The sequence below is a fragment of the Streptomyces sp. NPDC020898 genome, from assembly GCF_044333925.1.
In the GTDB taxonomy this organism is placed as follows: domain Bacteria; phylum Actinomycetota; class Actinomycetes; order Streptomycetales; family Streptomycetaceae; genus Streptomyces.
The window spans coordinates 645,475-659,005 of record NZ_JBIRRV010000002.1 but is presented as its reverse complement, the minus strand read 5'-3'; the positions used below and the strand labels follow the sequence as shown (position 1 = coordinate 659,005).

Here is a 13,531-nt window from a genome sequence, read left to right as displayed (position 1 = left end):
GCGCTTCACAGTTCCCCCCTAGTCTCTCCACCGGGACGCGACCGGTGTAACTCACCGTCGCGACAGGGGGTTTGGGATCTGGGGGGATCTGTTGTTCACGTCTGTCTTGATTGCTGCTGTTTCGCTTGCGCTGTTCTGGATGGCTGCCTTCACGCTGTGGTGGCAGATGCACGCCTGGCGTACGCCCGAAGTGCTCGCTTCCACCCGGTTCAGCAGACCGGACGGCGGTGAGGGGCTGTCGTTCTCGCTCCTGCTGCCGGCCCGGCACGAGCAGGCCGTACTGGATCACACGATCCAGCGCCTGCTCGAGTCCAGTCACACCGACTACGAGATCATCGTCATCGTCGGGCACGACGACCCGGAGACCGCGGCGGTGGCCGAGCGGGCCGCCGAGCGTGACCCGCGTGTCCGGGTCGTCGTGGACACCCACGAGAAGAAGAACAAGCCGCGGGCCATGAACACGGCGTTGCCGCACTGCCGTGGCGACATCGTCGGGGTCTTCGACGCCGAGGACCAGGTCCATCCGGAGCTGCTCTCCCACGTCGACCACGCTTTCCGGGACACGGGTGCGGACGTCGTCCAGGGCGGGGTGCAGCTGATCAACTTCAACTCCAGCTGGTACAGCCTGCGCAACTGCCTGGAGTACTTCTTCTGGTTCCGGTCGCGGCTTCACCTGCACGCGCAGAAAGGTTTCATTCCGCTCGGCGGCAACACCGTCTTCGTACGGACCGATGTGCTGCGGGAAGCGAACGGCTGGGACCCGGACTGCCTGGCTGAGGACTGCGATCTGGGTGTGCGGCTGTCCAGCGTCGGCAAGAAGGTCGTCGTCGCCTACGACTCCGACATGGTGACCAAGGAGGAGACCCCGGGCTCGCTGATGTCGCTGCTCAAGCAGCGCACCCGGTGGAACCAGGGCTTCCTTCAGGTGTACCGGAAGCGGGACTGGAAGCAACTCCCGGGATTCGGGCAGCGGTTGCTCGCCCGCTACACCCTGATGACGCCGTATCTCCAGGCGATCTCCGGTGTGGTGATCCCGCTCAACGTGGCCGTCGCGCTCTTCCTCGATGTGCCCGTCGGGATCGCCTTCATCACCTTCCTGCCGGCCGTCACCGCGCTGGTCACCTTTGTCTTCGAGCTCGTCGGACTGCACGACTTCGGCAAGCAGTACGGGCTCCGCGTCCGCTTCGTCCACTATCTCAAGCTGGTCGTGGGCGGCCCCTTCTACCAGGTGCTCCTCGCCGGGGCCGCCATCCGTGCCGTCTGGCGTGAGCAACGCGGCCGCAACGACTGGGAGTTGACCAGTCACGTCGGTGCGCATCTGACCCGAGCCGAAGAGGGCGGCCCGGCCGCCGGCAAGCCCAGTGAGTCCCGAGAGGACGTTCCTGCGTGACTTCCACACTTCCCGCGGTGACCACCACCAAGGTCCCCGCGCAGCGGCAGCCTGCGCCCGAGACCGGTTCGGCCCCTCGGACAACCCCGTCGCCGAGCCGCTTCAGCCGCCTTCGATCCGCCCGCCCCGACCTTCTGACCTGCGGTCTTCTGCTCGTGGCCATCATGGTCGTACAGGGCTGGAACATCGCCGACTATCCGACGCTCAGCGACGACGAGGGCACCTACCTCGCGCAGGCGTGGGCCGTGCAGCAGGGCGAGGGGCTCGCCCACTACACGTACTGGTACGACCATCCGCCGCTCGGCTGGATACAGATAGCCGTCCTGACCTGGATACCGTCGCTGATCAGCCCCGAGTCGATGACCGTCGGCTCGATGCGCGGCGCGATGCTGCTGATCAGCGCCGCCAGCGCGATCCTCGTCTACGTCCTCGGGCGCCGGCTGTCGCTGCCCCGCTGGGCGGCCGGCCTGGCCATGGCGCTGTTCGGGCTCTCGCCGCTGTCCGTCGTGCTCCAGCGGGAGATCTTCCTCGACAACATCGCGGTGATGTGGGTGCTGCTCGCCTTCACCCTCGCCGCCAGCCCGAGCCGTCACCTGTGGCACCACTTCGCCGCCGGGTTGGCGGCGGCCGCGGCGGTGCTCACCAAGGAGACGATGCTCGTCATCCTGCCCGCCCTGCTGGTCACCATGTGGCGCCACGGACACCGCGACACCCGCAAGTTCGCGCTCACCGGCGCCATCACCGCCTGCGTCCTGATCGGCCTGTCGTACCCCCTCTTCGCCCTGCTCAAGGGCGAGTTGCTGCCGGGCGGTGGACACGTCTCGCTGATCGACGGGCTCAAGTACCAGATGACCAGGCCCGGTTCGGGCTTCATCCTCGACCAGGGCTCCGGCTCCTACGGTGTCCTGCAGTCCTGGCTCTACTACGACCGGGTGCTGCCTCTGGGCGGCCTCGCCGGCGCCCTGCTCCTGATCGCCACCTGGCGCTGGTCGGTCACCGCCCGCGCGCTGGCCGGACCGGCGTTCACCGTCGGCATCCTCGCCCTGGTCGCGATGCGCCCGAATGGCTATCTGCCCGCGATGTACGTCATCCAGGCGCTGCCCTTCCTGGCCCTGGTCCTCGCCGGAGGCACCGCGAGCGTCGCCCACGCGGTGCTGCGCAGGCGGCGCGGCGAGGGGGAGAAGCGGCAACTCACCTGGGCGCGGTACGTGGTTGCCGCGGTTCTCGTCGCCGCCTCGGCCGCGTACGTCGTACCGCGCTGGTACGAGGGTGACCGCACCGCCGTCACCGCCAACGCCAACGCGCCCTACCGGGCCGCGTCCAAGTGGCTCGCCACCGAGGTCGAGGACCCGGCGCGCACCCGGGTGCTCGTCGACGACGCGCTCTGGCTGGACCTCGTCCACGCCGGGTACCAACCGGGTCTCGGGGTCATCTGGTTCTACAAGGCCGACCTCGACCCGGCTGTGACGAAGACGATGCCCAGGGGCTGGAAGGACCTGGACTACGTCGTCGCCTCCCCGACAGTACGGCGCGACGCGGTCGACCTGCCCAACGTCAAGGCCGCGATGGAGCATTCGACCCCGGTGGCGACCTTCGGCACCGGTGACGACCGGATCGAGATCCGCAGGATCGACGCCGCGGGAGGCGCCCGATGACCAGCTTCGAGTCAACTGCCCCGGGAGAACTGAGTGATCCGGCCGTACGCGCGGCCGAAGTACCGGAACCCGGCGCCGTCACCATTGTCGTACCGACCTTCAACGAGGCCGCGAACATCGGGGAGTTGCTGCACCGGATCACCGAGTCGGTGCCCTCGCGGCTGCCCTGTGAGGTCGTCTTCGTCGACGACTCGACGGACGACACCCCCGAGGTGATCGCCGAGGCCGCGAAGGACTGCCCGTTCCCGGTGACCGTCATCCACCGGGAGGAGGCCGTGGGCGGGCTCGGCGGTGCGGTCGTCGAGGGGCTCAAGGCGGCGACCTCCGACTGGATCGTCGTCATGGACGGCGACTGCCAGCATCCGCCGTCACTGGTACCGGAGTTGGTGGCCACCGGCGAGCGTTCCAACGCCGGGCTCGTGGTCGCCTCCCGGTACATCAAGGGCGGTAGCCGGGCCGGGCTCGCGGGCAACTACCGGGTGGCCGTGTCCCGTTGCGCGACCTGGCTGACCAAGTCCCTGTTCCCGCGCAGGCTGCACGGCATCAGCGATCCGATGAGCGGCTTCTTCGCGATCCGCCGCAGCGCGGTCACCGCCGAGATCCTCCAGCCCCTCGGCTACAAGATCCTCCTCGAACTCGCCGTGCGCAGCCGCCCCCGCGAGGTCACCGAGGTCCCCTTCGTCTTCCAGGACCGCTACGCCGGCGAGTCCAAGTCCACGGCCCAGGAAGGGCTGCGCTTCCTGCGCCACCTCCTCGGCCTGCGCACCGCCTCGCCCGCCGCCCGCATGGTCGGCTTCGGCCTGATCGGTGCGACGGGCTTCCTGCCCAACCTGCTCGGCCTGTACCTCCTCACCATGGCCGGTGTGCACTATCTGCCGGCCGAGATCGTCGCCAACCAGTTCGGCGTCGCCTGGAACTTCCTGCTCATCGAGCATCTGCTGTTCCGCGACCGCCGCGGCCACCGCCGCTGGTGGGACCGCGCAGGCCGGTTCGCGCTGCTCGCCAACCTCGACCTCGTCCTGCGGCTGCCGCTGATCGCGCTGTTCGTGGACCGGTTCGGGATGGGCGCGCTGCCCGCCACCGCGCTCGCACTGGTGACGACCTTCGTCCTGCGCTTCGTCGGAACGGAAGCGCTGGTCTATCTGCCGCGCCGGGGTCATTCAGGGGCCGCCGCACGCGGGAGCGAAACAGCAAGGAGAGCCGCGTGAGACCCTTCCGAAGACTCAGCAGGTCCCGTACAGCGGGTAGATCAACAAGCCGAAGGAGAACGGCACTTGTCGGGGTCGCCGCCCTGACCGGCGGTCTCCTCCTCACGTCGCCGCAGCCCGCGTCCGCCGCCAACCTCATCGTCAACGCCGGCTTCGAGACGGCGGGGACCGGCGACATGCCGTACTGCTGGGAGAAGTCCGGGTGGGGCGACAACGACTTCACCTTCTCGACGGTCGCCGACGCCCACTCGGGCTCGAAGGCGATGAAGGTCTCGCTGACCCGGCGGGTGAGTGGTGACCGCAAGGCGCTGATCACCGAGGACACGACCTGTGCGCCCGTGGTGACGGCGGGCAAGCAGTACGACCTCGGACTCTGGTACAAGACGACCACCCCGGACGCGTCCCTCACGCTCTTCCGGCACGACACGACGCTGGGCTGGCAGTACTGGACCGACCTCAAGACCCTGGAGATGCAGGGGAGTTGGACCGAGACCTCGGTCCGCACGCCTGCGGTCCCGGCCGGCACCGACCGCATCACCTGGGGCGTCTCCGTCTACGGCACGGGCTCCGCGACGACCGACGACTACACGATGGAGCAGGTCGCCGACCCGGTCCCGCCCGCGAGTTGCACGGGCACCCCCGAGGAGTGCGCCAACGGCAGGTGGACGGTGCTGCCCACGCAGAACCCGGTCCGCTCCATGCACTCCGTCGTCCTCAACAACGGCAAGGTGCTGCTGATCGCGGGCTCCGGGAACAGTGAGGAGCAGTTCAACGCGGGCACCTTCACCAGCGCGGTGTACGACCCGGTGGCCGGCACGTACAAGGTCATCCCCACGCCGAAGGACATGTTCTGCTCCGGGCACGTCCAGCTCCAGGACGGGCGCGTGCTGGTGATGAGCGGCAACAAGGCGTACCCGGTGGCGGGCGGGCACGGCTACGAGGGCTACAAGGACTCGTACATCTTCGACCCGGTGACCGAGTCGTACAGCAAGACGAACAACATGAACGACGGTCACTGGTACCCGTCGGCGACCGCACTCGGCAACGGTGACGTGATCTCCTTCGGCGGGCTGAAAGAGGACTCGACCGGCTCGGTGACCGCCGAACTGTGGTCGGACGCCGAGCAGCAGTGGCAGCCGCTGTGGAAGGTCAACCAGACCTGGTCGTACTGGGGTCTGTACCCGTCGATGATCCTGATGCAGGACGGCCGCCTCTTCTACTCGGGCAGCCATGTCTTCGGCAACGGCACGCCGGGCACGGGTTCGGCGATCTACGACTACGCGGCCAACACGACGACCGCGATCCCCGGGCTCCAGAACAAGGACGAGCGCGACCAGTCGGCGAGCGTGCTGCTGCCGCCGGCCCAGGACCAGAAGGTGCTGACGCTGGGCGGCGGCAACATCGACTCCAACCCCGCCGCCAACCGCCTCACCGACGTCATCGACCTGAAGACGGCGAACCCGGCGTACGTCGCCGGCCCGCCGCTGCCGCAGGGCACCGTGGACCTGGGCAACGGCCAGGTGGCCCAGACCGGCGCTCAGGGCAAGATGTACGTGTCCGCCGTACTGCTGCCGGACGGCAAGGTGCTGGAGACGGGCGGGGCGCTGCACAACCGGGCCGACCCGGTCTTCGAGTCGTCGATCTACGACCCGGCGACGAACACCTTCGACCCGGTCGCGGCGGACCCCGAGGCCCGCGGCTACCACTCGTCGGCGTTCCTGCTCCCCGACGGCCGCGTGATGACGACCGGCGACAACCCGGGCAACGGCACGTGGAACCACGACGTGTCGATCTACACCCCGCCGTACCTGCTCAAGGGCGCGCGTCCGACGATCACTTCGGTGATCGACAACGAGTGGACGTACGGTGACACGCAGCGCATCACGGTCGACCGCCCCATCGTCAAGGCGGAGTTGATCCGTCCGGCCGCGGTCACGCACTCCTCGGACCCGAACCAGCGCTTCGTGGATCTGCCGCTGTCGGTGGACGGCAACAACATCGACCTGAACGTGACGAGCAACCCCAACCTGGCCCCGCCCGGCTGGTACATGCTCTTCGCGGTCGACGCCAACGGCGTCCCGTCGGTGGCGAAGTGGGTCCACCTCCAGGGCCCGGGGGCACTGTCGTCGACGGCGATGTCCGCGGACGCCTCCGGCGAGGCCGCCTCGGCCCACGTCCACGACTTCGCGGACGGCCTCACGGGCAAGGTCACCGGTCCCGGCAAGAAGCGCACGTCACAGAAGGTCAGCCCGACCCTCTCCGGCTGCGACCCGCACTACGGCTCGATCAACGTCTGCGTCCCGACCGTCTTCCCGGCCGAGGTCGCGAAGACGACGGCCGCCCGCTGCGCCTGGCTCAAGGCCAACGACTACACCCGCCTGAAGATCAACGGAAAGGACGACCCACTGGGCCTCGACCCGAGCCGCAACGGGGTCGCCTGTGACCAGCAGGACCTGAGGAAGAGCACCAAGAAGTAGCTCCAACTCCCGGAGGGCGCGCCCGCGTTGGTGGGCGCGCCCTCTTCCATGACCGGAGTTCAGGAAGAAGCCCGCATGGGCAGCCCGTGTTCGAAGACGTCCACCGTGCGGTCCACCAGTTCCTCCAGGCTCTCCTGGAAGCCGTTCTCCGCCCAGTACACGGTGATCTCCGCCAGGCCGCCGATCAGGGACATCGCGTAGACGCGGACCTCCAGGTCGCCGGAGTCGCGGCCGGTGCGCTCCGCGACGATGCGGCAGAGGAGGCGGCCGGTGACCGACATGCTCTCGATCATCCGGGAGCGGACCGCCGGGACCTCCAGCATCAGACGGCCGCGCAGCCGGGTCACCTCGGGTTCCTCGGCCCTGCTGATACCGACGGCCTTCTTCAGGACGTACCGCAGGGAGTCGAGCCACGGTTCGTCCGCCGGGCGCGCACGCAGTTCCTCCTCCATCAGGGGGTCGTACTCGTCGGTGAGCACGATGTCCTCCTTGGTGGGGAAGTAGCGGAAGACCGTGGACTGCGACACCTCGGCGCGCTCGGCGATCTGCTCGATCGTCGTGGCGTCGTACCCCTGGTCCTCGATCAGTTCGTACGTCGCGGCACGGATCGCCATCCGGGTCTTGATCTTCTTCCGCTCACGGAGGCCCAGCTGGGGGCGGTCGGCGAGGGGAGAGGTGCGTGCGGCCGTCATGCGGTCATTGTCGGCCATCAGGCTGGTCGGCGGCCATGTCGGGGAGGGGCACCGGGGCGGGGGCTGCCGGGTCCTTCGGCGCGGGCCGGGTCGCTGCCGGGGTGTCGGGGAGGAAGGCTCCGGCCAGCAGCGCCGCCACGAGGGCCGCCACTCCGCTCACCAGCAGGACGACACCCATGCCATGGACGTACGCACTGTTCGCGGACGCCAGCAGGTGCGGTGCGCCCGTCCGTTCCGCGATCAGGTGGGCCGCCACCACCGAGTCGCCGGCCGTGTCCGCCACCCCGGCGGGCAGGCCCGTGACGTCCAGGCGGTCGCGGAACGTGCTCGCCAGCAGGCTGCCCAGCAACGCGATGCCGATCGCGCCGCCGACCTGGCGCAGCGTCATCAGGAGCCCCGAGCCGCTGCCCGCACGGTCGGCGGGCAGGGCGGCCAGGGCGCCGTCCATCGCCGGGACGACGGCGAAGCCGAAGCCGACGCCCGCCACGGTCAGCCACAGGGCCGTGTGGCCGTAGCCCGAGTCGACCGTCGTACGGCTGCCCAGGATGGCCGCGAAGGCCAGGATCACCAGCCCGGCCGTCACCGTCGCCCGGGAGCCGAACCGGGCTCCCACGGGCTGCGCCGCCCGCGCGGCCACCGTCAGACCGACCATCAGCGGCAGCAGCCGTACGCCCGTGCCCAGGGCGTCACTGCCCAGCACCGCCTGGAGATACGGCGGCAGCACGAACATCAGCCCGGCGAGCACGAACATCACCAGCGTCACCGCGACCGTGTTCAGCAGGAAGCCCCGCTGGGAGAGCAGCGTCATGTCGAGCATGGGGCGGGTGAGGCGGCGCTCGCGCACGACGAGGGCGGTCAGGAGTACGACGGCTGCGGCGAACAGGGTGAGGACGAGCGGGTCGGTCCAGCCCTTGGCCGGGGCCTCGATGATCGCGTAGATGAGCGCGCCCAGCCCTGTCGCCGTGAGCGCCGTGGACACGATGTCGACCTTGGGGGAGGCCGGGTCGCTGGTCTCGGGGAGCAGGAACACGCAGGCCGTGATGCCGATGGCGACCATCGGGACGTTGATCAGGAAGACCGAGCCCCACCAGAAGTGGTTGAGCAGCCAGCCGCCGATGATCGGGCCGAGCGGCATCCCGAGCGCGGAGCCGGCCGAGATGATGCCGACGGCCTTGGTGCGCTCGTGCGGCGGGAAGAGCGAGGGCAGCACCGAGAGGGCCAGCGGCATGACCAGGGCCGCGCCCACTCCCATCAGCGCGCGGGCCGCGACGATCCAGTTCACGTCGGCGGCCAGTGCGCCGACGATCGACCCGGCGAGGAAGACACCGAGCCCGGCGATCAGCATCCGGCGCCGCCCGAAACGGTCGCCGAGGAGACCGGCCGGGAGCATCAGCGCCGCGAACACGACGATGTACGCGTCCGCCATCCACTGCTGCTCGCCGGTGCTCGCGCCGAGCTGCTCGGCCATCGTCGGCAGCGCCACGTTGAGGATCGTCATGTCGAAGCCGAGGACGAGCATGCTCGCGACCAGGGCGCCGAGGGCCCACCAGCGGCGGGGGTCGAGGGGTGGGGAGTTGTCGGTGCCTGTGTCCGTGCCGGTGACAGTAACCATGAAGTGAGAGTAACTCTCAAAAGAGGTGGACTGTCAATTAATTTACGGATCGGGGCACGAAAAATGGCCGCGGCTCGTAAGCCGCGGCCATGAAGGGAGGGGAGTAGGGGCTCAGTGCTGGTACGCCACCAGTGAGATCCCCACGTAGTGCGTGACGAACGCCGCGAGGGTGAGGGAGTGGAAGACCTCGTGGAAGCCGAACCAGCGCGGTGACGGGTTGGGGCGCTTGATCCCGTAGATCACGCCGCCCGCGCTGTAGAGGATCCCGCCGACGATGACCAGCACCAGAACGGCGATACCGCCCGCGCGCATGAAGTCCGGCAGGAAGAAGACGGCGGCCCAGCCCATCGCGATGTAGCAGGGGGTGTAGAGCCAGCGCGGGGCGCCGACCCAGAACACGCGGAAGGCGATGCCCGCCGCGGCCGCGCCCCAGATACCCCACAGGAGCCACTGCCCCTTGCTCTCCGGGAGCAGCAGCATCGTCAGTGGGGTGTACGTGCCCGCGATGATCAGGAAGATGTTCGCGTGGTCGAGTCTGCGCAGGACGCCGTCCATGCGCGGGCTCCAGGTGCCGCGGTGATAGAGCGCGCTCACGCCGAACAGCAGGCAGGCGGTGAGGGCGAAGATCGCGCAGGCGATGCGCGCACGGCTCGAACTGGCGAGCGCGGTGAGCGCGAGACCGGAGATGAGTACGGCCGGGAACATACCGAGATGCAGCCAGCCGCGAAGCTTGGGCTTGATCTCTTCGGAATGTGGCAGGGAGAGCGCGACGGGACCGAGGCTGACGGCCGGGGAGTCCTGGGGCGCGTCGGGGGCGGACGCAGTCATGACGGCAATCGTACCTACGGAACCGTAAGTTACGTGTCAGCTCGGCTCGATGGAGTCCCGGAAGTGGCCATCGTCTCATGGGGGTACGGGATCCGGGCGCCCGGAACGTACCTGCACGGTCGCTCGGGGTTGCCCTGATTCGGGCGGATTCGGGTACCCGGGGTGAACGGGCGATGGCCCGCAGAAAACCCCTGGATGAGTGGCGATGGTCACGTCGCTCAGGTGTGAGGCCCTCTGGACAGATGGGCGCCGTGGTCGGATGATCAAATGAGTGCGGTCGGCACCGGATGAGCGCCAGTGATCAACATCGTGAAGCATCCGGGTCGCAGCCCCCAAGGGGCAGACAACAACAAAACCCCTCTTTCAAGGAGCAATCGTGGCGCGCGACATCGCGGCTCCCGTTCTCTCTGACACCGTCCCGACCAACCACAAGCAGCTGGTCTCGTGGGTGAACGAGATCGCAGAACTGACTCAACCGGACAACGTGGTCTGGTGTGACGGATCCGAAGCCGAGTACGAGCGACTGTGCGAAGAGCTCGTCCAAAAGGGCACGTTCAGGAAACTGGACCCGGTCAAGCGCCCCAACTCCTACTACGCGGCCTCCGACCCGACCGATGTCGCCCGGGTCGAGGACCGCACCTTCATCTGCTCCGAGAAGGAGGAGGACGCGGGCCCGACCAACCACTGGAAGGACCCCGCCGAGATGCGGGCCATCTTCGCGGGGGAGAAGGGCGTCTTCCGCGGCTCGATGAAGGGCCGGACGATGTACGTCGTCCCGTTCTGCATGGGCCCCCTCGGCTCGGACCTCTCCGCCATCGGCGTGGAGATCACCGACTCGGCGTACGTCGCGGTCTCCATGCGCACGATGACCCGCATGGGGCAGCCCGTCCTCGACGAACTCGGAACCGACGGTTTCTTCGTGCGTGCTGTGCACACGCTCGGGGCGCCGCTGGCCGAGGGCGAGGCCGACGTGCCGTGGCCGTGCAACTCCACGAAGTACATCTCGCACTTCCCCGAGAGCCGCGAGATCTGGTCCTACGGCTCCGGGTACGGCGGCAACGCGCTGCTCGGCAAGAAGTGCTACGCCCTGCGCATCGCGTCCGTCATGGCGCGTGACGAGGGCTGGCTCGCCGAGCACATGCTGATCCTCAAGCTCACGCCCCCGCAGGGCGAGTCGAAGTACGTGGCGGCGGCCTTCCCGTCGGCCTGCGGCAAGACGAACCTCGCGATGCTGGAGCCGACGGTCGGTGGCTGGACCGTCGAGACGATCGGCGACGACATCGCGTGGATGCGCTTCGGCGAGGACGGACGCCTCTACGCCATCAACCCCGAGGCAGGCTTCTTCGGCGTCGCGCCCGGCACCGGTGAGCACACCAACGCCAACGCGATGAAGACGCTGTGGGGCAACTCGGTCTTCACCAACGTGGCGTTGACCGACGACGGCGACGTCTGGTGGGAGGGCATGACGGAGGAGACTCCGGCCCACCTGACGGACTGGAAGGGCAACGACTGGACGCCGGAGTCCGGAGTCCCGGCCGCCCACCCCAACGCCCGCTTCACCACCCCCGCCGCCCAGTGCCCGATCATCGCGCCCGAGTGGGAGGACCCCAAGGGCGTGCCGATCTCGGCGATCCTGTTCGGCGGACGGCGCGCCACGGCCGTACCGCTGGTCACGGAGTCCTTCGACTGGAACCACGGCGTCTTCCTGGGCGCCAACGTGGCCTCCGAGAAGACGGCCGCCGCCGAGGGCAAGGTCGGCGAGCTGCGCCGGGACCCCTTCGCCATGCTGCCGTTCTGCGGCTACAACATGGGCGACTACATGGCCCACTGGATCGACGTGGCGAAGGACAAGGACCAGTCCAAGCTGCCGAAGATCTACTACGTCAACTGGTTCCGCAAGAACGACGCGGGCAAGTTCGTGTGGCCCGGCTTCGGTGAGAACAGCCGCGTCCTCAAGTGGATCGTGGACCGGCTGGACGGCAGGGCCGAGGGCGTCGAGACGCCGATCGGTGTGCTGCCGGCGAAGGGCGCGCTCGACACGGACGGCCTCGAACTCTCCGAGTCCGACCTCGACTTCCTGCTCACCGTCGACAAGGACGTGTGGCGCGAGGAGGCGGCCCTGGTTCCCGAACACCTCAACACGTTCGGCGACCACACACCGAAGGAACTGTGGGACGAGTACCGGGCACTGGTGGAACGCCTGGGCTGAGACCCACGGCCCGATGAACTCCGCGGCCGGCCGGACTTGCCCTGACCTGCGACGTCGTCATGGCCGGCCGCGGTGGTCTCCTCGGGGGCGCTGCCCCCGAACCCTCGCTCCTCACACACCGGAGAGGCTGGAACACCCAGCCCGTCCGGCGTGTGAGGAGCGAGGCCCGTTCAGGAGCGTGGCGGGGATCCGCGGCCCGGGCCGGCGAACTACGCGATCAGATCGAGCACTTGACGGTCACCCTCGCCGAGACCGAGGCGCGACCTGGCATGACGTGCGGACCTGGTCACCATCCAGAAAGTCATCGCCGAACTCGTCCCGACCGGCATCGGGATTCAAGCCGTATCTGCAGGCCGAGTTCGCCGCGGGCACTCTCCCGCTACGTGGGGACGCTGCGTGACGGCACAGCCGTCCCGGCCCCCGCACCGATTCCGGCTCCTCGCGAGATCGCCGGGTGGATCATGCGGCCGCGAGAGAACCTCGCACCGAGCGACGTCGACGCACTGGAGCAAGTCCGCCTGGCCTGCCCGGACATCACCAACGCCTGCGACCTGGCCCGCGTCTTCGCCGACCTGGTCCGTCACCGTCGCGGCCACCTGCTGGGTGAGTGGATCCGGCAGGCCGAACGCTGCGATCTGAGGGCGATCCGCTCCTTCGCCGGCTTCCTCCGCCAGGACATCGACGCCGTCACCGCGTGCCTCACCCCCTCCTGCCGGAGCATGTATGGCCGCGCGTCGTTCGCCCTGCTGCGGGCACGGATTCTCACCAGCCCGTGAGCCAAAACAGTGGGTTACACGGAGCGCACCGCCTGGCCGGATCTGCGGATCGGTAGACCAAGAACCTTGTCGACGTCATCGGATACGGAGTCGAGGAGTTCCTGCCCGAACAGGCAGAGAGACTTTTCCAAGGGTGCCCAAAGCTGCCCAGGCGGAAGTCCTCAAGCGCGAACAACGTGCCGTGTGGGCCGACACAGGAGGTCAGCCCCTGCTCGACTATCCCGACCAGACGGTCGAGTCGCTCGACGGATTCGTGCTGGGCCGACAGCTGAACTCCGGGGTGGTTGTGGCCGAAGCGCTCTGAAAGTCAGTAGGGCCCCAGAAAAGAAAAGACCACCGGTACGGAAAGCCACCGGATATTCCTTTCAAGCGCGGCGCCTGTGCATCCGGAGGCACCCCGCCTGGATGTGTGGGAAATGTGAAGAATGCGGACAGAATGTAGCCCGAAGTTGACGGGTGGTCGAACCCTCTCGCCAGGAACTTTTTTGTCTCCTTTGTGGATTACGTGAAACCTGAAGCTCAAGCAAGGTCAATTGCTCGCAAAGCGGAGAAAAGGTAAAGGAAAGAAACTGTTTGACAAAACACGCCGGGTAGCCCTGCTTGTTGTCCCGCTGAAACGAACAGGCCAGAATGCGGAGCGCGAGGATATGGTTGCCGCCCAAATGCGGCACGCGGTGACGACAG

Annotated in this window: 10 protein-coding genes; 7 read left to right on the top strand and 3 right to left on the bottom strand. The window is 68.2% G+C overall.

Annotation, left to right across the window (positions count from 1 at the left end; all coding sequences use genetic code 11):
- The first annotated feature begins 91 nt into the window (after positions 1–91).
- From ACH4TV_RS10855 to ACH4TV_RS10840, 4 genes are all read left to right on the top strand, one after another.
- Positions 92–1,390, top strand: coding sequence for a glycosyltransferase (locus tag ACH4TV_RS10855; RefSeq protein ID WP_398396435.1), 1,299 nt, complete (start codon positions 92–94; stop codon positions 1,388–1,390).
- The gene (locus ACH4TV_RS10850; protein ID WP_398396433.1) at positions 1,387–3,045 is read left to right on the top strand and encodes an ArnT family glycosyltransferase; all 1,659 of its coding nucleotides are present in this window, start codon (positions 1,387–1,389) and stop codon (positions 3,043–3,045) included. The genes ACH4TV_RS10855 and ACH4TV_RS10850 overlap by 4 nt, the downstream gene beginning before the upstream one ends.
- On the top strand, positions 3,042–4,253 hold the full coding sequence (locus ACH4TV_RS10845; protein WP_398396431.1) for a glycosyltransferase: 1,212 nt from the start codon (positions 3,042–3,044) through the stop codon (positions 4,251–4,253). Before ACH4TV_RS10850 ends, ACH4TV_RS10845 begins: the two co-directional genes overlap by 4 nt.
- 176 nt (positions 4,254–4,429) lie before the next feature.
- Positions 4,430–6,730: a galactose oxidase-like domain-containing protein gene (locus tag ACH4TV_RS10840; RefSeq protein ID WP_398396602.1), complete on the top strand. Its 2,301-nt coding sequence runs from the start codon at positions 4,430–4,432 to the stop codon at positions 6,728–6,730.
- A 59-nt stretch (positions 6,731–6,789) separates the two neighbouring features.
- Here ACH4TV_RS10840 and ACH4TV_RS10835 read toward each other — a convergent pair whose 3' ends face one another.
- The 3 genes from ACH4TV_RS10835 to ACH4TV_RS10825 form a co-directional block, all read right to left on the bottom strand.
- Positions 6,790–7,422: a TetR/AcrR family transcriptional regulator gene (locus tag ACH4TV_RS10835; protein WP_398396429.1), complete on the bottom strand. Its 633-nt coding sequence runs from the start codon at positions 7,420–7,422 to the stop codon at positions 6,790–6,792.
- A gap of 4 nt (positions 7,423–7,426) precedes the next feature.
- A complete protein-coding gene (locus tag ACH4TV_RS10830) occupies positions 7,427–9,034 on the bottom strand; it encodes an MFS transporter (RefSeq protein WP_398396427.1) in 1,608 nt (535 codons plus the stop codon).
- A gap of 111 nt (positions 9,035–9,145) precedes the next feature.
- Complete coding sequence (locus tag ACH4TV_RS10825) at positions 9,146–9,862, bottom strand: hemolysin III family protein (protein ID WP_398396425.1); 717 nt, start codon at positions 9,860–9,862, stop codon at positions 9,146–9,148.
- Between the two features lie 376 nt (positions 9,863–10,238).
- On the opposite strand from ACH4TV_RS10825, the gene ACH4TV_RS10820 reads away from it, so the two are divergent.
- The 3 genes from ACH4TV_RS10820 (at position 10,239) to ACH4TV_RS10810 (ending at position 13,151) form a co-directional block, all read left to right on the top strand.
- Positions 10,239–12,071: a phosphoenolpyruvate carboxykinase (GTP) gene (locus ACH4TV_RS10820; protein WP_398396423.1), complete on the top strand. Its 1,833-nt coding sequence runs from the start codon at positions 10,239–10,241 to the stop codon at positions 12,069–12,071.
- A gap of 383 nt (positions 12,072–12,454) precedes the next feature.
- Positions 12,455–12,847: a hypothetical protein gene (locus ACH4TV_RS10815; protein ID WP_398396421.1), complete on the top strand. Its 393-nt coding sequence runs from the start codon at positions 12,455–12,457 to the stop codon at positions 12,845–12,847.
- A 133-nt stretch (positions 12,848–12,980) separates the two neighbouring features.
- On the top strand, positions 12,981–13,151 hold the full coding sequence (locus ACH4TV_RS10810; RefSeq protein ID WP_398396419.1) for a hypothetical protein: 171 nt from the start codon (positions 12,981–12,983) through the stop codon (positions 13,149–13,151).
- The last annotated feature ends 380 nt before the right edge of the window (positions 13,152–13,531 follow it).